The 22,390-nt window shown below is 37.4% G+C and carries 25 protein-coding genes; 2 read left to right on the top strand and 23 right to left on the bottom strand.

All coding sequences use genetic code 11. The annotated features are described in order from the left end of the window. Positions 1–141: 141 nt before the first annotated feature. From veg to metG, 7 genes are all read right to left on the bottom strand, one after another. The gene (gene veg / locus HLX49_RS04680) at positions 142–408 is read right to left on the bottom strand and encodes a biofilm formation stimulator Veg (RefSeq protein ID WP_073011537.1); all 267 of its coding nucleotides are present in this window, start codon (positions 406–408) and stop codon (positions 142–144) included. Positions 409–731: 323 nt separating this feature from the next. Then, a complete protein-coding gene (yabG, locus tag HLX49_RS04685) occupies positions 732–1,592 on the bottom strand; it encodes a sporulation peptidase YabG (RefSeq protein ID WP_296360929.1) in 861 nt (286 codons plus the stop codon). 368 nt (positions 1,593–1,960) lie between these two features. Beyond that, positions 1,961–2,845 (bottom strand): 16S rRNA (adenine(1518)-N(6)/adenine(1519)-N(6))-dimethyltransferase RsmA, encoded by an 885-nt coding sequence (gene rsmA / locus HLX49_RS04690; protein WP_077701783.1) that lies wholly within the window; start codon positions 2,843–2,845, stop codon positions 1,961–1,963. Next, positions 2,832–3,410, bottom strand: a complete 579-nt coding sequence (gene rnmV / locus HLX49_RS04695) for a ribonuclease M5 (RefSeq protein WP_077701782.1) — start codon at positions 3,408–3,410, stop codon at positions 2,832–2,834. The genes rsmA and rnmV overlap by 14 nt, the downstream gene beginning before the upstream one ends. A 377-nt stretch (positions 3,411–3,787) precedes the next feature. Further along, a complete protein-coding gene (locus tag HLX49_RS04700) occupies positions 3,788–5,044 on the bottom strand; it encodes a resuscitation-promoting factor (protein WP_077701781.1) in 1,257 nt (418 codons plus the stop codon). A 387-nt stretch (positions 5,045–5,431) separates the two neighbouring features. Next, entirely contained in the window at positions 5,432–6,199 is a 768-nt protein-coding gene (locus HLX49_RS04705; RefSeq protein WP_077701780.1) for a TatD family hydrolase, read from the bottom strand. A gap of 156 nt (positions 6,200–6,355) precedes the next feature. Beyond that, a complete protein-coding gene (metG, locus tag HLX49_RS04710; protein WP_077701779.1) occupies positions 6,356–8,311 on the bottom strand; it encodes a methionine--tRNA ligase in 1,956 nt (651 codons plus the stop codon). 790 nt (positions 8,312–9,101) lie between these two features. Here metG and HLX49_RS04715 point away from each other — a divergent pair. Continuing rightward, positions 9,102–9,380: a transition state genes transcriptional regulator AbrB gene (locus HLX49_RS04715; protein WP_073011557.1), complete on the top strand. Its 279-nt coding sequence runs from the start codon at positions 9,102–9,104 to the stop codon at positions 9,378–9,380. 222 nt (positions 9,381–9,602) lie between these two features. Here the strand turns inward: HLX49_RS04715 and rsmI are convergent, their stop codons facing one another. The 16 genes from rsmI to dnaX form a co-directional block, all read right to left on the bottom strand. Then, on the bottom strand, positions 9,603–10,469 hold the full coding sequence (rsmI, locus tag HLX49_RS04720) for a 16S rRNA (cytidine(1402)-2'-O)-methyltransferase (protein WP_077701778.1): 867 nt from the start codon (positions 10,467–10,469) through the stop codon (positions 9,603–9,605). Further along, on the bottom strand, positions 10,447–10,743 hold the full coding sequence (locus tag HLX49_RS04725; protein ID WP_077701777.1) for a GIY-YIG nuclease family protein: 297 nt from the start codon (positions 10,741–10,743) through the stop codon (positions 10,447–10,449). The genes rsmI and HLX49_RS04725 overlap by 23 nt, the downstream gene beginning before the upstream one ends. Next, complete coding sequence (locus tag HLX49_RS04730; protein ID WP_077701776.1) at positions 10,733–11,476, bottom strand: tRNA1(Val) (adenine(37)-N6)-methyltransferase; 744 nt, start codon at positions 11,474–11,476, stop codon at positions 10,733–10,735. The genes HLX49_RS04725 and HLX49_RS04730 overlap by 11 nt, the downstream gene beginning before the upstream one ends. Positions 11,477–11,763: 287 nt before the next feature. Further along, entirely contained in the window at positions 11,764–12,111 is a 348-nt protein-coding gene (gene yabA, locus HLX49_RS04735; RefSeq protein ID WP_073011568.1) for a DNA replication initiation control protein YabA, read from the bottom strand. A gap of 13 nt (positions 12,112–12,124) precedes the next feature. Further along, positions 12,125–12,949, bottom strand: coding sequence for a PSP1 domain-containing protein (locus HLX49_RS04740; RefSeq protein WP_101933069.1), 825 nt, complete (start codon positions 12,947–12,949; stop codon positions 12,125–12,127). Positions 12,950–12,955: 6 nt separating this feature from the next. Continuing rightward, positions 12,956–13,945, bottom strand: a complete 990-nt coding sequence (gene holB, locus HLX49_RS04745) for a DNA polymerase III subunit delta' (RefSeq protein WP_296360930.1) — start codon at positions 13,943–13,945, stop codon at positions 12,956–12,958. A gap of 22 nt (positions 13,946–13,967) precedes the next feature. Beyond that, positions 13,968–14,402, bottom strand: coding sequence for a YaaR family protein (locus HLX49_RS04750; protein ID WP_296360931.1), 435 nt, complete (start codon positions 14,400–14,402; stop codon positions 13,968–13,970). Positions 14,403–14,423: 21 nt separating this feature from the next. Beyond that, a complete protein-coding gene (locus HLX49_RS04755; RefSeq protein ID WP_073011581.1) occupies positions 14,424–14,753 on the bottom strand; it encodes a cyclic-di-AMP receptor in 330 nt (109 codons plus the stop codon). Positions 14,754–14,769: 16 nt separating this feature from the next. Next, positions 14,770–15,399: a dTMP kinase gene (tmk, locus tag HLX49_RS04760; protein WP_077701772.1), complete on the bottom strand. Its 630-nt coding sequence runs from the start codon at positions 15,397–15,399 to the stop codon at positions 14,770–14,772. A 2-nt stretch (positions 15,400–15,401) separates the two neighbouring features. Continuing rightward, positions 15,402–16,832, bottom strand: coding sequence for an aminotransferase class I/II-fold pyridoxal phosphate-dependent enzyme (locus HLX49_RS04765; RefSeq protein ID WP_101933071.1), 1,431 nt, complete (start codon positions 16,830–16,832; stop codon positions 15,402–15,404). Between the two features lie 533 nt (positions 16,833–17,365). Next, complete coding sequence (locus tag HLX49_RS04770; protein ID WP_073011588.1) at positions 17,366–17,557, bottom strand: sigma factor G inhibitor Gin; 192 nt, start codon at positions 17,555–17,557, stop codon at positions 17,366–17,368. Positions 17,558–17,649: 92 nt separating this feature from the next. Further along, a complete protein-coding gene (locus tag HLX49_RS04775; protein WP_077701770.1) occupies positions 17,650–17,916 on the bottom strand; it encodes a pro-sigmaK processing inhibitor BofA family protein in 267 nt (88 codons plus the stop codon). 414 nt (positions 17,917–18,330) lie between these two features. Further along, positions 18,331–18,543, bottom strand: a complete 213-nt coding sequence (locus tag HLX49_RS04780; protein WP_296360932.1) for a DUF2508 family protein — start codon at positions 18,541–18,543, stop codon at positions 18,331–18,333. Between the two features lie 15 nt (positions 18,544–18,558). Continuing rightward, positions 18,559–19,155, bottom strand: a complete 597-nt coding sequence (gene recR / locus HLX49_RS04785; RefSeq protein WP_073011599.1) for a recombination mediator RecR — start codon at positions 19,153–19,155, stop codon at positions 18,559–18,561. 17 nt (positions 19,156–19,172) lie between these two features. Continuing rightward, a complete protein-coding gene (locus HLX49_RS04790) occupies positions 19,173–19,487 on the bottom strand; it encodes a YbaB/EbfC family nucleoid-associated protein (protein ID WP_050350515.1) in 315 nt (104 codons plus the stop codon). Positions 19,488–19,519: 32 nt separating this feature from the next. Then, entirely contained in the window at positions 19,520–21,208 is a 1,689-nt protein-coding gene (dnaX, locus tag HLX49_RS04795; protein WP_077701768.1) for a DNA polymerase III subunit gamma/tau, read from the bottom strand. Between the two features lie 569 nt (positions 21,209–21,777). Between dnaX and HLX49_RS04800 the strand changes: the two genes are divergently transcribed. Continuing rightward, a complete protein-coding gene (locus HLX49_RS04800) occupies positions 21,778–22,359 on the top strand; it encodes a beta-class carbonic anhydrase (protein WP_296360933.1) in 582 nt (193 codons plus the stop codon). The last annotated feature ends 31 nt before the right edge of the window (positions 22,360–22,390 follow it).

Consider the following 22,390-nt stretch of genomic DNA (forward strand, 5'->3'; position numbering starts at 1 on the left):
ATTGGTTATGATACGACAAACTTAGTATATGCTTTTTCATTCCATATACAACTGTTATTAAACAGCAAAAAAGGAAATAACAACTATGTTTTTTGATTATTTTGTTAATTTAGCATAAAAATAAAAGCAGTAAACCTTAGGCTACTGCTCAAGCACTGACGCAATGTTTTTATCATCTGCAAAGCGAAGCTCTACTGTTTCTGTTAAAACATCTGCATAGCTGTATGAAACACGTTCGAATGCATTTTCTTCTTGGTCAAGCTCAACAATAAATACAGAAGGATATGTTTCTGCTAAGATGCCGGAACGCTCAATGGTCTTTCTTCTTCCACCATTTGCTGTAAGCTTTAACCGTTTTCCAACATGACCTTCAAGACCTTGCTTAATTTCGATTAATGTTTTCGCCACTATACTCCACCTCACTGTAATTATCATACCACGAACTTGTACAAACGTCAAGCAAAACTTTATATTATACCAATATTACTTTTTTGATGTCAATATATTTTTTCGTATTTTCGTTTATTATTTGTTTTTAATTACTTTTTATGCACATTTTTTTAGAAAAACTTGACTTTATTTTTACATTGGTAATTAAATGTTATTTTACAGTGATTGAGTAGAAAAAAGGTTGACAACTTTCAAACTTATTTGCCACATCGCTTAACGTTATTCTCTATGCTTTTTTTGTAAAGTATTTGAATGAACTTAATCAATCGTACCTCCTTTCTTTAAGTCTCTTCCATATATGGTAAACCTGTACGTAATAATCCTCTCGTTTCAACACCGCCCATCCCTTTGTCTCCTGTCAGTGTAGTTCGAATAGCATCCCATACGCTCACTTTTTCCATAAAAGGTGTATATGCAACTTTAGCAGCAATATAGACAGGGTCTAACGCATGAATATTGACTCGAAATGGTGAACTAGCAAAATTAGCCCCTGCCCGAACTAACAGCTCAAAATGCGATTGACACGCTCCTGCAAAAATGACGAGCTGATCCAAATTTGGATTTGTCCGCCTCGCCTCTCGTACAGCTTCAATAAAATACCTTGAATTGCGATAAGCACGTAGATCTTGCTTTTCTCCTTTATTTTTAGAAAAAGCGTCATGCCCAGTAATAACAATGATATTTGGCTGAATTTTTTCTATGAATTCTGTAATCCTTACAGGCATATCGCGTTCATATAAATGTACTCCATGTACTTGCAATCCGATTCGCTGATATAATTCAATACATTTTTTTAAATACATTGCATCCCCATCAATGTGCAACACTTTTGCAGGCAATTGAAAATAGGAGGCTTCGTGTATAAAACCGTCCGTAGCTTGGTATTGTCTTTTTTCTTTTAACAATTGATAATCTTGACGAAATAGCCGATAGGAAAATTCTTCACTCTCTTTCCCTTGTTGCCTCCGTTTTTGTAGCTCTCTTTCTTCCACCAATTTCAAATCATCTATTGGAGAATCCGCTTTCAAACGCACTTCCTCTCCTACTAAATCGACAAGCTCTTTTTTCACAGAAGAAACCCGAAATAATATATCATGCTGATAAGAGTACCTTGTGACTAAATCACCCTTCGAATAACTCATACTATATCTCACAGCCTTCCTGAGCTTAAAACTTATGCTATATCGTATGATTATAAATAAAAAACTGTGCGTTTATCCCTGTGTTCTCTATTGTACAGGCTTTTTAAGAACAAAGGCGCAAGCGCCCGGTTAGCAACGTAGCGAGTGGAACGAAGCAACTAAAGTTTTAGGAATCATGGTGAGACGGTGTTACACGTACCAATGATGACTTATCGTAGGGCGATTCGTGAAGTCGCCTAGTTGCTGGGCGCTGGAGCCGGACGTGGCTAAATAAATTAGTAAGTTTATCCACAGCTGCAAAATTTTATAATTTCCTACACCATTAAAAAACTTGGCTCTTTGCCAAGTTTTTCTACAGATGACACCTATCACGCCTTAGAAGAAGCAATAAACGTGTTAGCCAATAACGCAAACTCCTCCATCGTTAGAGACTCTCCACGTCTTCCTCCATCAATGCCACTTTGTTGTAAAATAAGACCAACTTCCTCTTTCGTCAACTTATCTTTAAAATGATTGGATAGATTATTACGCAATGTTTTCCGACGCTGGGCAAAACTTGCTTGTATCAGTGTGAAAAAGAAATCTTCATCTACAACATTTACAGGAGCTTTCGTCCGTCTAACTAAACGCAAGATACTGGAATCGACATTAGGTTGGGGCATAAATACACGTTTTGGAACTTGCATAACAACTTCTGCTTCTGTGTAATATTGGACAGCTAATGTTAGCGAACCATAACTTTTGGTATTCGGTTTAGCTGCCATTCGTTCAGCAACTTCCTTTTGAATCATTACCGTGAAGCTATCAATTGGCAATTGATCACGTAATAATTTCATTAAGATCGGAGTAGTTATATAGTAAGGCAAGTTAGCTACAAGATGAACAGGCTGTTCTGGATGAAAATGCGTCGCTATCATGTCACGAACGTTTGCTTTTAAAATATCCTCATGTACAACCTCGACATTATCATAGGGTGCAAGCGTATCCTCTAATACTGGTATTAGACGTTGGTCAATTTCAAATGCGAATACCTTTTGACTATGAATAGCTAAATGTTCTGTCAACGCTCCAATACCAGGACCTATTTCAATCACACCAGACTCCTTATCAATTCCTGCTTGGCGAATAATATTACTTAAAATATTACTGTCAATTAAAAAGTTCTGCCCTAAGCTTTTTTTAAAAGAAAAATGATATTTCTTTAAAATTTCTTTCGTTCGTGATGGCGTAGCAATAAATTTATGATTGGTCATTTTTCTCTTTCCTCTCTTGATCCATTTGCAATACTGCTCTTTCAAACTCAGCTTTTCCAATACCAAACATCGTTAAGCGTTTTAATAACTGCTTGCCATTCGTATGCCCAATTTGCAATAACTCACCAAGCTGCTCTCGTCTTTTGTTCGCTTCCTGACCTCCAATGAATCCATGATGCATTAACTCCGCTTTCGTTATTTCACTCTCTCGTACCGGTTGCAGCTCATAAACAGATTCTAATGCCTTTTTTATATCCTCGATAGACGCATGCTCCACCCCTAAATTCTTTGTTGTCGAATTTTTAGCACGAGCTTCATTACGTGTTAAAAAAGCATGCTTACAACCTGGTACAGCTTGATCAACAATATGACGAATGCGCTCACCAGGATAGTCAGGATCTGTAAAAATAATAACTCCTCGTTTATCTTTTGCATGCTGAATCTGTTTTATAATAGATGTATGAATGGCCGATCCATTCGTCTCAATTGTATCTGCATCAACAGCCTGGTTAATTTTAGCTGTATCATCTTTTCCTTCTACTACAATTACTTCCTTCACCTTCACAAGTCTTCCCTCTTCCTTTATCTTTCATTTTTAGAAAAAAATCGGATTATTACCTGGTATTACTGGCATAAGCTATATTTTTCTTAGATGATTTCTTAGGCGTCAACAATATGACAATAAAGATAGCATAGATGGAACTTCTCTGTATTTAAGATACACATAGAACACTTCATTTATTTTAACATATGTCATTATAAGACTGTTATAGACGTGATGGAAACGGAAAAAGAAGATAAAATAAAATCACCTTAGAAAACTTGGCTTATCGCCAAGCACCTCATTTTATTTTCTTATCTTCTAACAAAAAAATGGTTTCGATTATCATCCTTGATAATCGAAACCATCTTCATCGCGTCTTCAAATAGGTATAAACATTACTAATTAAGCACTTTCACAGTTACGGTTTTCACACCCCAACGATAAGCAGCCTTTTTGGAAGGAACGTGTACATCAATTCGATTTCCAACAATATGACCACCCGTATCTCCAGCAATTGCTTCTCCGTATCCTTGCACCCAAACTCTTGAGCCTAAAGGAATAACGCTTGGATCAACAGCAATTACTTTTCGATTGGGATTAGCGTTTAAATCAATCCCTGTAGTAGTGAATCCAGAACATCCGTTACAGCTAGCAGTATACGCGCTTGCTGACATTGTAAACGTTTTTCCTGAACCTTTTTGCTTTTTACCAGGAACAGGTGAACCGTTTGTTTTATGTTTTGATTTTGGTTGTTTGTTGGATAATGTAACTAAATTTTGTTTCTGTTGCGGTTCTTTCGTTCCAATTGCAACAACTTGATTTTCACTTTCTTCAATAATCTCTTTACTAATTAATTTTCTATCTATTTCTTTTCCGTTTTCTGTTACTATTTCGTAAATCTTCTTTACTTTACCAGCTTTACCTTTAGTTACAACCTTTTCCTCGCCTTTTGCGAGATCACTGTCTTCTCTTTCCTCTGTGTCAAATGCGAGCGCTTCCGTTACCTCGTCTCTTTCTTTATCAACACGAACAACTGAAATAACAGTATCTTTTGTAACTTGTTTACTTAAACTAGGCTTCACTTTATCATCGCTATCTTTATCCACTTTTACATTGGATTCTTTAAGCACTTCTGCTACTGTTCCACCAGTCGTCCACACGTGCTTTTCATCTGTACCGTCGTTTATTGTAATCTCATATGCTTGGTCAATTTCTAAGTGTAATCCATCTGTAATTTTATCACCTTTAGCAAAAGATACATTGTCACGCTCATGGTACGACAGGTCATTCTCTTGCAAAAATTTATCTATCGTATTTGCTGTTGTATAATAGTCTGTCTGTTTCCCATTCACTGTCACGAACACTTGCTTCGCTTGCTTATAGCTGATTTCCATTCCGTCTTTAATGGAATCGTCCATGCTGTGGGACAAGTAATCATGCTCGCCAACCTGAATGCCTGCTTCTGCTAGCGCTTCTTCTACGGTGTTTTGATGTGTCTTTACCGTTTGTTCTTCGCCATCTTTATGAATGACGATTTCTGCCTTTGTCGCATCAAATACAATGAATCCGGAAAAAGTAATAAGTGCTAAAATCCCAATAAAAGATAAAACCAGTTTCATTGTCGATGCAGGCATTAACTTTGATACCTTTCGCATGCTTTTGCCTCCCTTTTTCATGCAACTATGATTATATTAACAGGACTATGTAAAGTCAAAGCCATTCCGATTACGTTTGCATTACAATTCCATTACACAATGATTAGTGCGCGTTTATAGATAACCTACAGAAGCCTAAAAGCCTTGATGTATATGGGATTAATCTACTAATAAAACAAGGCAAAAAGAGAGACGGAGCTTTACTTAGCCGCTTCTCTTTTTGCCTTGTTTTTCCTATTTTTTAACAAATTAATTCAATTTTATGACAACCCCCACTAAAATCAAAGCAGCTTTAATCGGTGGCACGCCGCCCTTTAATTACCAGTTATATCCAATTATTTTCTAGCTGCTGGTACCTTCTGTTTAGACTTGTTCAGCATAATATATTTATGATAAACGGAAGAGCGTATGTGCATTTTTTGTAGTTATTTCCCCGACTTCTTCCAAACTCATCCCACGTAACGCTGCAATTTTTTCAGCAACTAATGTTACATATGCAGGTTCATTCCTTTTCCCTCGATATGGATGTGGAGCCAAAAACGGCGCATCGGTCTCAATTAATAATCGATCTAACGGAACTTTAACGGCAACTTCTTTTGGTAATGTCGCATTTTTAAATGTTACAGGTCCTCCTAAAGAAATGTAAAAATTCATATCCAGGCAATCCTGTATATAATCTACCGAATCATTATAGCAATGCATGATCCCGCCTACTGATGCCGCCTGCTCTTCCTGTAAAATCGCAATAATATCTTCCGTTGCTTCACGATTATGAATAATAATCGGCATTTGGAGTTTCTTTGCTAGCCGAATTTGTTTACGGAACACTTCTTTTTGCACATCTTTCGGTGACTTATCCCAATGATAATCCAATCCCATTTCTCCAAGTGCTACTACTTTCGGATGAGATGATAACTCTTCTATCCATTCCAACTCCTGCTCTGTCATATCCACCGCATCTACAGGGTGCCAACCTACAGCTGCATATATGGTTTCATACTGTTCTGCAATTTCGATTGCTAGTGGAATAGTAGCGCGATCAAAACCGACGACCACCATATGTGTTACTTCAGCATCAAAAGCTCGTTGAATGATTTCGTCACGATCTTCAAAAAAATTTCTTGCATTTAAATGAACATGGGTATCAAATAACAATTCTTTCATCTCCTTAACGACTTTAGACAAATTTGGATTTTCATCAAAACTTATGCGGAAAACGCCGTCGTTTTTTTTAAATATAAACCAAAATGTTATACTTTCTTATGTGAGGAAAAGACCAAACTCTACCTGAGATTGGTCTTTTTATATCCTCTATTTTACAACGGAACCATTCGGAAGAGAGTTCTCCACAGAAGCTAAAGATAGCTTCCCGGTCGCATCCTCTCCAGAGAGAATCATTCCTTCAGATTTTTCTCCACGTAATGTAACAGGCTTCAAATTCGTTACACAGATGACCTTTTTGCCAACTAATTCTTCAGATTTGTAATGTTCAGCAATGCCTGAGATAACTTGGCGCTTCTCTGTTCCTAAATCTAACTGTAGTTTCAATAACTTATCTGCTTTCTTTACGGGCTCAGCTTGTAATATTTCTGCGACACGCATATCAATTTTCATAAAATCATCAAACACAATTTGTTCTTTTTCTGCCTTATCTTCCACCTTTTCTTCCTTTGTTTTAGGTGGATTCATCATTGCTTTAATAGCTTGTATTTCATCTTTTGCATCTAAACGTGGGAAAATTGGCTTGCCTTTACTTACAACCATACGTTCTGCTGTAATATGCCCTTCTTCATAAAGACTATTCCATTCTTTTAGCTTGTCCTCTGTTATACCAAGCTGACGGAAAATCTCAGCTGGAGCCTCTGTCAGAAATGGCTGTAGCATAACAGCTGCCTTACGTAAATACTCAGCCAAATGCGCCATGACATTTCCTAGTCGTTCTTTGTTAGCATCATCTTTTGCCAACATCCACGGCTCTGTCTCATCAATATATTTATTTGTACGACTAATTAGTTGCCATATAGCTCCTAATGCTACAGAAAACTGCATCTCCTCCATTGCTGCTTCCACTTTTTCTATCGTTTGTTTGCCAAACGCTTCTAATGCGCTATCGAATTCTGTTTCTGAGGCTCGATATGCTGGCATTTTACCGGCAAAATACTTATTAATCATGGCAACGGTACGATTTAACAAGTTACCTAAATCATTTGCAAGATCATAATTCGTCCGCTCTACGAATCCTTCTGGCGTAAATACACCATCTGATCCAAAAGGAACTTCCCGTAACAAATAATAACGAAGCGCATCTAAACCATAACGATCAATTAATTGAACTGGGTCAATCACATTGCCTTTTGATTTCGACATTTTTCCATCCTTCATTAAAATCCAACCATGTGCAAACACCTTTTTCGGTAACGGAAGATCTAGCGCCATTAACATAATTGGCCAATAAATAGTATGGAAACGTACAATTTCTTTACTCATTAAATGCACATCTGCCGGCCAATATTTTTGATATTTTGTGTCATCCTCTGTTCCATATCCTAATGCCGTTATGTAGTTCGTTAAGGCATCAATCCATACATAAATAACATGTTTTGGATCACCAGGAACTTTAATCCCCCAATCAAAGGTCGTCCGAGAAACAGCTAAATCCTCTAGTCCTGGTTTAATGAAATTATTTAGCATTTCATTTTTACGACTTTCAGGTTGAATAAAAGTTGGATTGTCCTCATAAAACTGAACAAGACGGTCGACATACTTGCTCATTTTAAAGAAGTAGGATTCTTCCTTCACTTTCTCAACTGGACCACCGCAATCTGGGCAACGACTATCATCTAGTTGACGTTCCGTAAAAAAGGATTCACAAGACGTACAGTACCAGCCTTCATATTCATCTAAATAAATGTCACCTTGTTTAACAAGTTGATCAAAGATTTGAGCGACAATTTTTTTATGACGCTCTTCTGTCGTACGGATAAAATCATCATTAGATATTTTTAGTTTTTTCCATAGCTTTTGAATTCCATCCACAATGTGATCGACATATTCCTGTGGTGAGACGCCATTTTCAGTAGCTTTCTTCTGTATTTTTTGTCCGTGCTCATCTGTTCCTGTTAAATACATCACATCAAAACCACGTAACCGTTTATATCGAGCCATTGCATCTCCGGCAACTGTTGAATATGCATGCCCAATATGCAAATTACCACTAGGGTAATAAATTGGTGTAGTTATATAAAATGTGTTTTCATTATTTGACATCTTCTTTCCTCCTTATGCATTGCCTAACACCCTTTCTAAGCTATTACTATTGTAGCTTTTATAAGCTTATTTGCCAAATAGAGTGTTAATTACTTTACATATTTAAAAAGAGAATGTAAAGTCGAATTATATAAATTATATTTTGAAATTAAGATAAAGGGAATCTTCAATTACTTGACTTATCTCCTTCTTTATTGGGCAAAAGGTAAAATAATATACTTCTTAGCGTATAAAGAGCGTATCAACACAATATAAGAAACATCTATTGTACCCTAGGCGCCGTTTACAATAATGAATGGAACGAATCAACGAAAGATTTAGGAATCATGCCACTAAAACAGGCTTATGCGGACGTCGGACGGCAAGCCCGTTTTCAGTCGGCCTTCCTCTTAGGGACGAACCGATGGTGACTTAGCTTAGGGTAATGGAGTAAAGTCACCTCGTTGCTGCGCAATGAATACGGACGTGGCTATTCGGTTTTTTCGTTATCTACTAGCACCTCACTTTATACTTTCTTATCTAACTAGTAAAATCGGGCTTATACCGTAAGCTCGAAATGTTATACTTTCCTATCATGTAGAAAGCTGTCATGACAGTTTTTTTAAAAGCAACCAAATTATTTAATTTTCTGGTAAATAATTATTGACAGAAAAAAGAAACACTGGTATTCTATTGCTTAGAACGATGTCGAATTATGGCGATTTTTTTAGTAGTTTATTAATTTTGAAGAACGTTGACATGTTCGTTACAAAGGCAGTCCCGTTTTTCGAAAGCATAGGGGGGAAGTAATTTGAAATCTACCGGAATTGTACGCAAAGTTGATGAGCTTGGCCGTGTAGTAATCCCGATGGAACTTCGGCGAACGCTGGAAATCCAAGAAAAAGATGCAATGGAAATCTACGTGGAAAACGACAAAATCATACTAAAGAAGTATAAACCAAACATGACATGTCATCTTACTGGCGAGGTATCCGATGATAATCTTTCACTAGCAAATGGCAAAATTGTGCTAAGCCAAGAAGGCGCACAACAACTTTTACAAGAAATAGAATCTAGACTGAATAAATAAGTCTTAAAAAGGCCTGACGCTTGCATTGCACGGCAGGTCTTTTTTTTATGACATATTTTTTAGGTAATAGCTATTGCTTTTCATTACAAAACTCGCTTTTTTACCTGCTCCTTACCATGAAAACTTCGTTAGGCTTATACAATAGATCCAATTTCCTATCGTACAAGAAAATCTTCAAACCGTAGAGGCACTTTCTCCCCCCCTACAGCTTGAAGATTTTTGTTATCTTACATGATAATTTTGATATACTTCTCGCTTTGGTAATTGCCTGTCCTGCGCAACACGCTTAATGGCATCCTTGCTCGATAAAGCTTCTTCCTGTAAATAATGTTCCACATGCTCTATGATCGTTAAATTGCTCCACCATAAAGTATCTTGCTGTTCTATTTCAGTGGCTCCTTCTAATACAATGCAGCATTCCCCTTTTACTGTAGCTTTATCTACATGGGCAATTACTTCATCAAGCGTTCCACGTAAGTAAGATTCAAAACGCTTGGTCAATTCTCTCGCAAATGCAACTTGTCGATTACCAAATACATTTCGCATTGCTTGTAACGATTCCCGCAAGCGATAAGGTGATTCATAAAACAGCAACGTAGCCTGCAGCGGGGCAAGTCGCTCTAACTCCAATACTTTCTCTTTTTTCTTACGTGGTAAAAATCCATAAAAATAAAATTCACTCGTAGGCAATCCAGAGCCAACTAATGCACATAGTGCTGCATTCGCACCTGGTAAAACAATAACAGGTATATCTTGCTTAATAGCAGCTTGTATGATTTCTTGTCCTGGGTCAGAAATAGCTGGCATACCAGCATCACTTACTAGTGCAATGGATTCCCCTTGCTCTAGCTCCGATAACAACTGCTCTTCTCGAGCTAATTTATTATGTTCATGATAGCTAATTAACGGCGTCGTTATTTCAAAATGACGTAGTAAATTTTTTGTATTTCTCGTATCCTCCGCAGCAATGACAGATACAGACTGAAGTGTGGTTAATGCGCGATACGTAATATCTTCTAAATTACCAATTGGTGTAGGTACAACGTAAACAGCTGCGCCTTCTTTGTCAAAACTGTTCTGTAGGTTCATATTTTATCACTTCTTTCAGATTGCCATTTCCCCTAATTAATTTCCATTTTTCTTTTCTCGGTAACTGCTTAATGGCATACTCTTTCTTCATTGCTTCCTCTTTGGTCTCAAAATGTTCCACATAGACGACTTGAAATGGACCTCGCCCTCGTGTATATTTTGCGCCTTTGCCCTCTAAATGCAATTTCAGTCTGCGTTCTAAATTATTTGTATATCCCGTATAAAGCGAGCGATCTTTACAACTTAAGATATAGACAGTATGTTTATTTTCCATAAATAATATCCTTTGCTTCTTTTGTATAATCACCATTTTCATCATAAATATAAAGTGGAGGCAAAATTTTCAGATCTGGCTTACCATCTCTAGTTCCTTCCACTAATAACATATTTGCTTCACGACCTTGTTTAGGATAAACAAATTGTAGACGCTTTGGCTCTAGTTTATATTGACGAAATAAATGTATAATATCCACTATCCTTCCCGGTCGATGTACCATGGCTACCTTTCCACCAGGACGAACATATAATTTACAAGCTTTTACCACATCTTCCAACGTACAATAAACTTCATGCCTTGCGATCGTTAAATGCGGATTTTCATTGTGTTCTGAAGAAAGTGGTGTTGGAAAATAGGGTGGATTACAAGTAATTACATCAAAACTACTCTGTTGAAGCAATGGCTGCAAATGATTTAAATCCGCATGAAGTATGTTTATTTGTTCCGTTAACCCATTCAAAGTCACACTTCTTTCAGCCATTTGGAATATTCTTTCTTGAAGTTCTACCCCAGTAATTTCTGCTCCCGTTTTTCTTGATAATAATAATGGAATAACGCCATTTCCAGTACATAAGTCAAGGATTTTTCCTCGTTTGATTGGCACATATGCAAAATAAGCTAATAAAACAGCATCTAAAGAAAATGAAAACACCTCAGGGCTTTGGATGATTTGCATCCCTTGCTCTGCTAATAAATAATCCAATCTTTCATTATGATATAGTTCAACCATCAATCTATCCTCTCTTCAACTTCTAAAGTGGATTTTTTTCATTCACGAATGATTCAGTATTGCCCCTTAGGTGATGTCTTTACAAACATCATAGACCTAAACCTGAATGATTCATACCTCTAAAATAATGGCAGATTTAGCGCATAAACAAATGACAATCACGTTATTCTACCAAGGTCAGCGTTGGGTCTTGCAGCAATAGTTGATACTAAAGAAGAAAAGCTGCCTAAAATACAGGCAGCAAAAGTAGGTTTCCTCTGTCTATCGAGGAATATCATTTGTTTATGTTATTTCGTCTTATTAAGAAAGTCTAAGCAAAAAATGCAATCTTCATTTCGTCGTGGACTGCCAAACTCCAGATTACAAATATGAAATCCTTCTTCATATAAGCGTGCTAAATTATCATAACCTTCGCCAGGGAAACTCTTTTCCTTTTGCTTGGCACTATTTGTCGCTTCAGCATCATGATTCGTATGATCTAAATGACTGCGTAAATGATGATTTTCCATAGATAGCCGATGATTTTCTTCTAATAAATCACTTAACTTTCCTTTCAAATCACCTAACTGCTCGTACAACTCGCCTATTTGTTTTTCCATATCTAAAACCTGATCAAATATTTGCCTATTCTTCACGCTACTCACCCCGTTATTCTGTGGCTTGCGCTAAAATTCCTTCATTAATTAGTTCGTCTAACGTATATTCGATAACCCTTTCTTTCTCAGGGATCTCAATTTGGATGAGTCGTTCTAGGATGTTTAAGCCAACTACTTTACCGCTTCCAAAGGGTGTATCCATTCTTTCTCCTATGTCTGGTAATTCACGTTTGGCTGTCTCATAATCGTCATTCTCATATTTCAAACAGCACATTAACCTACCACATAATCCAGAAATTTTAGCCGGGTTCAATGATAGATTTTGATCTTTCGCCATTTTAATAGATACTGGTTCAAAATCACCTAAAAAAGTAGAGCAACAGAGCATCCTACCACAAGGGCCTATTCCACCTAGCATTTTCGCCTCGTCACGAACCCCGATTTGGCGCAATTCAATACGCGTTTTAAACATGGCCGCAAGATCTTTTACTAAATTTCTAAAATCTACTCGGCCATCTGCTGTAAAATAAAATATGATTTTGTTACGATCAAATGTATATTCCACTTCCACTAAATTCATATCTAAGTCATGTTGTTGAATTTTTTCCGTGCATGCGTCTAAAGCTTTTTGCGATTGCTCTTGATTTTCTAAAACGGTTAATTTATCCTTATCCGTCGCTACACGAAGAACCTTCTTTAAAGGTAGGACGATATCCTCTTCATCGACACGTTTATTTGTAATTACCACTTTACCAAACTCTATGCCACGTATCGTCTCTACAATAACATAACTATCTAGTGAAATCGACTCTCCTCCTGGATCAAAATAATATATTTTACCCGCTTTTTTAAAGCGGACGCCAATGACTTCTATCATTCCCTATCACCTCTGCATTTGAAGTGTAAGCTGTTCAATCACTAAGGTAGGATGAACATTTTGCTTCAATTTTCGCTTTGCTTGTAAGACAGCCTGTAAACTTGCTAATAACTTCTCTTGCGAAAAATACATAGCTGCTTTTTTCAGCAATTCATCAGAAGGGGCGAAAAATACCATCCCAGCTTCGTGTTCTATTTGGTAATAAAGAATATCTTTTATGGCAAAAAGCAAGAGATCCAATCCTTCTTCCTGTTCATTTCGTTCTTTGAAATGAGTCACCCAATGCTGATGAATAGATAAGTAAACATCTTGAGGATTGGTTAAAAGTATTTCAACTAATTGTATCACTATCCGCCGTGCTGTGGCAAACGACTCGTCATGACTTTTATCAATCGCTTCTTGTAAATTATTCGTCATGGCACTTATCAATATCGCACTGCGCTGATCTAACCCCTTTTCGATTAATTGCTGTTGAAATTCACCTGGATGAAGGGGGCGTAAATCAATTACTTGACATCTAGAGCGAATGGTCGGAAGAATAGCTTGGCTATTCTCTGTGAGCATAATAGCGGTTGTTTTTTTATTTGGTTCTTCCAAAAATTTCAAAATTCGATTCGCCGCATTCACTGTCAATGTTTCCGCGCCATCTATAATATATACTTTTTGATCAGACTCCATGCCCGAATACGTGAATTCCTTTTGTAAGTTTCGAATTTGCTCTATTTTAATTGATTTATCATCTGGTTCAATCCAGTGCACATCTGGATGATTGCCAGATGCAATACGCTTACATGTATTACATTCTAAACACGGGTCAGCTATTTCGTTTTTCTCACAAAATAACCCTTTTGCTATCAGTGTAGCAATTGCTCTTTTACCAGTCCCTCGTTCTCCTTGAAGTAAATACGCATGAGAAATCCGGTCTTTTTTCATACTGTTTATAATAATTTTGCTTGCTAACGGTTGTACATGAGCAACCTCTGACCATGTTTCCATATGTATCCCCTTCGCCTTGCGATTACGTATATAGGTTAACTAATAGACCTTTTATCTCGCCAATTAAGCCAAGTAAGTCTACAGATTTCTTCTCTTGATTCATCATATCTTCCGTTAATTGCATGAGCTTATCGTCAATTTGCTTTACAATGGCTAACTGCCGATTGTTGCCATGAATACTAAAGCTCTGGGACTTTTGTAAACGGAGACCACTACCTACCGTTTCTCGTAAAAATCCCTTTACAAGCCGTTTGAATTTGGCAAGGTCCTGAAACGAACGGAAGCGAGCCAACCTTTCTCCTTGTAAAGAAATATTTTTGACAATTACTTGCAACTCTTGCTGATTGATAGATGTAGATTGGGACTGAAGCAATTTTTGAAATCCACGATTTTCCTCACTATTCGATTGCGGAATATGCATTTCTGGTTGTGTTCTAACTTCTTGACTTATTTTCATACTTTCAGCCCCTTTTCTTTTCTAAAATTGAAAAAATGATTCAATTGGTAAAATAAACACAGTTGCTCCGCCAACTTCTACTTTTACAGGTTTTGGAATATACGAATCGGCATTACCACCCATTGGAGAAATAGGAGCAACCATTTGTTCGCGATGAGAGCAATTATCTTTAATGATCTTTAATGCATCATCGACATAATCATCCTCACAACCGATCATTAATGTCGTATTTCCTTCTTTCAAAAATCCGCCAGTAGTAGCAAGTTTGGTCGTTTTAAAGTTTTCTTCTCCCAATGCATCCACCAGACGGTTAGCGTCTTTATCCTGAACCACTGCGATAAGTAATTTCACCCTTACCAGCTCCTTTTTATTTCTTTAATAAAGATAGAATACGATCCAAGGATTCCTGTTCCACAGTTTCCAGCTTCTGAGCAGCATCAATGGTTTGAATTCTTTCTGAAAATCTTTCTGTAAGTATATGATAAGCTTGATGCACCTGTTCGTGAAATGCTAGGTTTTCTAAATCTAGCCGGTTTTGTTCTCTATCTTTATTCGCCGCTATCCGTTCTAATCCTTTTTTTGGCTCCATGTCAAAAAATAATGTTAGATCTGGCATACAATCGCCAACCGCAAACTGGTTAATTTTTAATACTTCATCCATTCCTAGTCCTCGAGCATAGCCTTGATAAACAAGGCTGGAATCTATAAACCGATCGCATAGCACGATTTTGCCTTTTTTTAAAGCCGGTACAATTTTTTCTGCAAAATGCTGGCTTCTTGCAGCCGCATAAAGTAAAGCTTCCGTATGCTCTTCCATCTCTGTGTGGAGCGGATCTAATATGATTTGTCTTATCTTCTCGGAAATTTTAATTCCGCCTGGCTCACGAGTGGCAAGTACATCATACCCATTTTGCCTTAACTTTTCTGTAACGGTGTGCAAAACGGTAGTCTTTCCAGCTCCCTCGCCACCTTCAAATGTGATAAAATATCCGCCCAATGTTATTCTTCCCCTTCTTCTATTTCTGCAAAAACATAGATGCTATTCGTATGTCGTTGTTGTATTCGTATCCCCAGCTCTTTCATTTGCTGTATCTTTTTAATATGTGCTTTGGTTATTCTTTCTCCTTTTAGAATAAAAGCAATTCCTGGAGGATACGGAATAATTGCTTCTGCCGCAATATAATCCGCTGCATCTGACAGGGGTATACACGTGACAGTCGAGCGATTCATCACTTCATAAGATAACTGCAATTCTTGAATAAGAGCAGGGATATCATATTCTACGTCTATTGTATCATGCTTTCTTTGATTTTTTAATTGGTCATTCACGGTTTTCAGTGCTTTTCTTACATTTGCTACACCTTTAAAAGGAGCTAACCCATGTATCAATAAAATTTGATTTTCTGTTACAAGCTCTGGGTATATTTGCTGTTTCTCTAACAGGTTGGCTACTTCTTTTGCAACAATCCCTGCTTTTACATGAAGCGTTATTTTTAACGGGTCATCACTTGCTATAAGCTCCCAGTAAGGGGACTGCGCAAAAATACACTTCACTTCTTGTGCACTTGCAAGCACCTCTGCCATCGTTTTCCGTTGCATCGTTGCCAAATAATAACGGGCCAAATCCAAGGAAGCTAATAACGGGTATGACGGACTACTTGACTGGAGCATTTGTAAATAGTGGGCTATTCGTTCTTTTGAAATCCTTCTTGAATTATAATGTAAGTAGGAACTCATCGTCATTGCTGGTGCCATTTTATGCGCAGATTGGACGACGACATCAGCGCCTTGATGTAGAGCAGAAGGGGGGAAGTTTTCTCCAAGGGAAAAGTGCACCCCATGCGCTTCATCTACTAATACAGGGATATCAAAAGCATGAATTTGTTCAATGAATTGTCGAAGGTCGTACGCTTTACCAAAATAATCTGGGTAAGTGAGAATAACCGCCTTCGCATGTGGGTATTGATTTAAAGCTTCCTGGAGCACAGAAAACGAAGGCTGTGTATATCGACGGACGTTTTCATCATATTGTGGTGCGATGAACACAGGCTTTGCTCCGCTTAATTCTAAGCCATTCATAATCGATTTATGGCAGTTGCGTTGTACGATAACCGTATCGCCTTGTTTACAGACAGCTAAAATCATCGCTAAATTACCTACTGTACTACCGCCAACTAGAAAAAAAGTCTTTTCCGTTTGAAAGAAATCGGCTGCCAATTTTTCTGCATCAGCAATGACCCCTGTTGGCGCATGTAAATCATCTAATTCCGTTAATTCTGTCATATCTATTTGTAAAATAGATTGAAAAACTTCTCTTGCTTCATTAGGAAATATATGTCCATTTTTATGCCCAGGTACATGAAACGATGTCGGTTGCTTTCCTTTGAATTGTTCTAATGCATCATATAAAGGTACATGTTGCTGTTTCATTATAGTAACTCCTAATGTGTATGTATGTCATTTTTGGCCGTCAAGCATATTAACTATAGCTAAATTGCTTTTATATAGCTTAACATATTCATAGAGCATAGCAAGTTTCTTAGAAAGTATATGGAAAGTTTTTTAACATTGCTATAATCACTATATATTCAGCAGGAATTTGAATATAATTTTACGAAAACAAATAAATAGACTGCTGCGGAACCACCCTACGCTTTCCTATAGGAACAAAGGCTCAAGGCGCCTGTTTAGCAACATAGCGAGTGGAACGCATCAACTAAAGATGTAGGAATCATGCCACTAAAACAGGCGTATGCCGACGTCGGGCGGCAAGCTCGTTTTTAGTCGGCCTTCCTCTTAGGGACGAACCGATGATTACTTAGCTTAGGGCAATGGAGTGAAGTCGCCTCGTTGCTGGGCGATGGAGCCGGTCGTCGCTATTCCGTTATTTCGCTATCCCCTAGCACCTCATTTTATACTTTCCTATCGTGAAAAAAAGCCTTTGCATGCAAAGACTTTTTAAACTAGGAATATAGTTTTGGTTTCGTAATATTTTTTAATTTACGTACATAATAGTTATATTTTTCTTCTCTCGGTTCTGTGTAAATCATATTATGCTCACACTCACAACAAATAAACATGGTATATAAATGAATGCCATCCTTCTTTTCCTCTTCACAAATGCCACAACGCTCATATATAGTTCGCTGTTTCATAACCCCACCTCCATATTCATTAGCATCTCCTAATCTAATGAATTATATACGAGAATCTTTGAAACTTTTTGCATGGGGTTGTAACTAGTTTTTTAAGAAATAATAAATAAGTGAATAGCTGATAAAGATGCTATTCCAAATATACCGAGAAAACCGGATACGACAGCCGTAAATAAATTGATCGGAATGTGTAAACCTATTGCGCCACCGAATACATTAATAAAGAATAACAGCAAAACACCAATCCCTAATTTCACAGTCGTTTGTCCAATCACACGCATGAATTTTACAGGTGTACCTACTAGTAGCAACAGGATGATTAGCCCCACCATAATAGATATGACTACTGTCGAACTCAAATTCATCACCTCTTTTTTCTTAAACGTTCACAAATTTTCTACACCCTCCCTATTATGTATGTATATACAAAAGAAAAAAGAACCTGTCCGATGGAAGCTTGATGAGAAAAACGAAGGCTTATCACCAACTATTTATGGCAAAAAGTCTTCGTTTTACTTCTACTATAAACCAAAAAAATCTTATGCTTTCATATATAGTGCAAGCCAAATTAATAAAAAAACAGTAGCAATTCGTGGATATTTGTAAACTTCAGCGACTTTTCATGAAACTCAAGCGAAATTATAATAAACTGCAGCAACTTTACAAATTTTTGTATAAAAAAGACAAGCTCTTCTTCGTCTTGTCTTTGAAAAACTGCTATTGTTTTGTTTTAGAAAAATGCAACTTATCACCAAGGTTTTCTCTAAAAAGCGCTAATGGAAGTCTGCACGTAATTTACGGTGTCGTGCTTCTTTAAGCAAATACATATATTTAGCTCGAGCAACTCTCTCCCAATAATTTCCTTCTAGCGTGAACTCCACACTTCTAGAGACGATGGATTCTATTTGCTTCCATTCTAGTTCCAACTCTTTTACTGTATTTAATAACTCCCTATCTACATCTCTTTTCTTTATTTTCTTAGCCATGTATCCACCTAATTCCTACACATCTCTTCTGCCTTCCAATGCTTTGGAAAGTGTAACTTCATCTGCATATTCCAAATCACCGCCTACTGGTAAGCCATGAGCAATACGTGTAGTACGAATGCCTGACGGTTTTACAAGCCTAGAAATATACATCGCGGTTGCTTCCCCTTCAATATTGGGATTTGTAGCAAGAATTAACTCTTCTACTTCTTCATCCTTTAAGCGTTGAATTAAACCAGGAACATTAATATCTTCTGGTCCAATACCGTCCATTGGCGAAATAACACCATTTAATACATGGTATTTTCCATGAAATTCTTTCATTTTTTCCATAGCGATGACGTCTTTCGGATCTTGAACGACACAAATAACAGATTGATCTCTCGATGTGTCTTGACAGATCGCACAAGGGTCCTGATCGGTAATATGTCCGCAAACAGAACAATGTGTCAACTCGCGTTTTGCATTTACCAATGAATTTGCAAAATCCAAGACGTCATCTTCTTGCATATTTAGTACAAAGAAAGCCAGACGGGCGGCCGTTTTCGGGCCGATACCTGGCAATTTAGTAAAACTATCGATCAGTTTAGAAATCGGTTCTGGATAATACATTTATGTGCCTCCTAGAATTAGAACATCCCAGGCATATTTAAACCTTTCGTGAATTGTCCCATTGTATCATTTGTCTTATCATCTATTTGCTTTAATACATCATTTGTTGCTGCTAAAATAAGGTCTTGAAGCATTTCAGCGTCATCAGGATCAATAACCTCTTCTTTTATTTGTACATCGGTTATTTCTTTTTTTCCATTAGCAACTACTGTAACCATGCCACCGCCAGCAGATGCTTCGAACGTCATTTCATGCAATTCATCCTGTGCTTTCATCATTTTCTTTTGCATTTTTTGCATTTGCTTCATCATGTTATTCATATTTCCCTTCATGGAAAATACCTCCTTTAGAAAATGTAATCGTATTAATCATGAATTTCTATTATATCATCACCAAATAGCTTCTGCGCTTCCGTAACTACTGGATCCTCAACAGCTTCCTCTTTGGATGATGTTTTTTCTTGTTTGGCAACATATTCATTGCGCAATTCTACCCAATCTTTCTCTGGAATCGGTATGATGGTCAAGTTTTTTCCTAACACAGAAGTTAAAACAGATTCCACCATTTCCTGATTATCTAAGAACAGAGAACAATGAATTTCATACTTAAACGCTACGACAAGTGCTTGGTCAGACGCCGCTGCAGGTTTACTATCCTGGATAGTAGCGTGTGCAGGAGCACTTGCTTTTTTCAATTGTCCTAAAAATGTTCCCCATTGAGCGTGAACTTGTTTTAAAGCTGTTTTTTCAGCTTCACCTAGTACATGTCGAATCCGTTCAAAAGGCACTTTGTACGTATTTTTTGCGGTTCGATTTGGAGTCCTTCTGTTTTCACGTTGTGGTGTTGTTTGCATTGGTACGACAGGATTATCCTTTAATTGCTTTACTTCCTTCTCCAGTTTTCCAAGTTTTGATGTAAGCTTCATTATCGTATCAGAGCTTGCTATCGAATCAGTCGCGCCTTGTTCCTGTATACCATTTGCTATTGTCAATATAGCAATTTCGATATAAACTTTTGGGCTATTCGTCCATTTTATTTCTTGCTGACATTGATTTAACTGTGCCATTGCCTCTTGAATCCAATGGTCGGATATCGTATCTGCTAATGATTGAAAAGCTTCATCAACGCGCGCCCGTTCTAATAATTTTTCTAATGTCGGAGCACTTTTGTATAACAGCAGGTCACGTAAAAAATAAATCATATCATAAACGAAGCGAGCAGGATCTTTTCCTTTTTGAATTAATTCATTTAAATCCATTACCGCTTGTTGCACATTTTTTTCATGCATATGGCTAATAATATTTGTTAAAGTATGTTGCGAGACACCACCTGTAACTGCTAAGACGTCTTCTAATTCTACCGCATCATCACTGTAAGAAATAGCTTGATCAAGAATACTTAACGCATCACGCATTCCACCTTCAGCAGCTAGTGCCACCGTGTCCAAAGCTTCTTTAGAAACTGTCACTCTCTCAGCTTCCACAATCGTTTGCAATCGCTCTACGATAGAAGGATTGGAGATCGGTTTAAAATCAAACCGCTGACATCTGGATAAAATCGTAAGGGGGATTTTATGTGGCTCGGTCGTTGCTAAGATAAAGACGACATGACTTGGTGGTTCTTCCAGCGTTTTCAGTAAGGCGTTAAAAGCACTTACCGATATCATGTGTACCTCATCAATGATATATACTTTGTACGGCACTTGGCTAGAAGCATATTTTACATTTTCTCTAATCTCTCTTATATCCTCAACACTTGTATTGGAAGCCGCATCAATTTCAATCACATCGGAAATCGATCCATTTTGAATTCCTTTACATGCTGCACATTCGTTACATGGCTCCTTTACAGGAGAATGCTCACAGTTGATTGTTTTGGCAAAAATCTTCGCAGCACTTGTTTTTCCTGTCCCTCTTGGTCCAGAGAATAAATAAGCATGAGAGAATTTCTCCTGTACAATCGCATTTTGCAATGTGCGGGTAATATGGGCTTGCCCAACGACATCTGCAAAAACCGTCGGACGCCAAACGCGATATAAAGCTTGATAGCTCATGATATGATTCTCCTTTAAAATCTCTTTCTAATTATACTCTATTTAAGGGGGAAATGTGAACCATAGCGTTACATAAAGTGAAAGCAAACATTGAATTATTTGCTAATGGCTAAATAAGAGCGAATATGGAGTGGGGAGGCCCGCAGAAAAAAAGCGAACTGCTTTTTCCACTATAGGAAAGTATAAGGTTTTTTCGTTTATGTAAAACAAAAGCTTTCGTCGTGACAAGCCAAGCTTTTCTAACGAGGAGGCTATGGCGCAATCCTCTGGAAAGCGTAGTGTTTTTCCGCCGCGATCACTTACGCCTGTACGTTTTTTAAACAATTATTGCACTATAAACCAATAAAAATGTACATAAATAGCGTGCTGAGAATATAGAGGCTATATCTATATCGGGAGAAACTTAAGACAGACTTTTTTACAAATGAATATGCGAAATGCCAATTTTTCCGATATAATAAATATATTGAAACAATTTAGCTTTTAAAGGTTGATAGAGTTTTCTTTAAAAGCTAAATATTAAACAGCAAGCTAACAGCTTTTATATTTACTAAAAAGGGGTTTTGTATATGAATCTTTTAGGAGAAATCTTAACGCATAATAAAGATTTTGTAGAGAAAAAGGAGTATGAAAGCTATCAAAGCAGTAAGTTTCCTAATAAGCATGTCCTTATTCTCTCTTGCATGGATACAAGGCTTGTAGAACTACTACCAAAAGCAATGAACATCTCTAATGGCGATGCAAAAATACTTAAAACTGCAGGAGCGCTTGTTTCCCACCCGTTCGGAAGTATTATGCGCAGTATTTTAGTCGGTGTCTATGAGCTTGAAGTAGATGAAATTTATGTTGTTGGGCATCATGATTGTGGCATGGCCAGTGTAAAAGCAGAGCAAACGTTAGAAAAAGTAAAGCATCGCGGCATCTCTCAAGAAACATTGGATACATTACAATATTCAGGTGTTGATTTCAACCGTTTCTTTCGAGGGTTTGATAGTGTGGAAGATAGTGTAAGACATAGTGTATCCACAATTGGAAACCACCCGCTAATGCCTGATTCAGTGCCTGTTCACGGCCTAGTAATGGACCCTGAAACAGGAAAGCTTGGTCTTGTTGTAGACGGCTACGGAACAAAGGCGCAAGCGCCCGTTTAGCAACCTAGCGACTGGAACGAATCAACGGAAG

Origin of the sequence: Virgibacillus sp. (genome assembly GCF_013393565.1) — a bacterium.
Classification (GTDB): domain Bacteria; phylum Bacillota; class Bacilli; order Bacillales; family Amphibacillaceae; genus Virgibacillus; species Virgibacillus dokdonensis.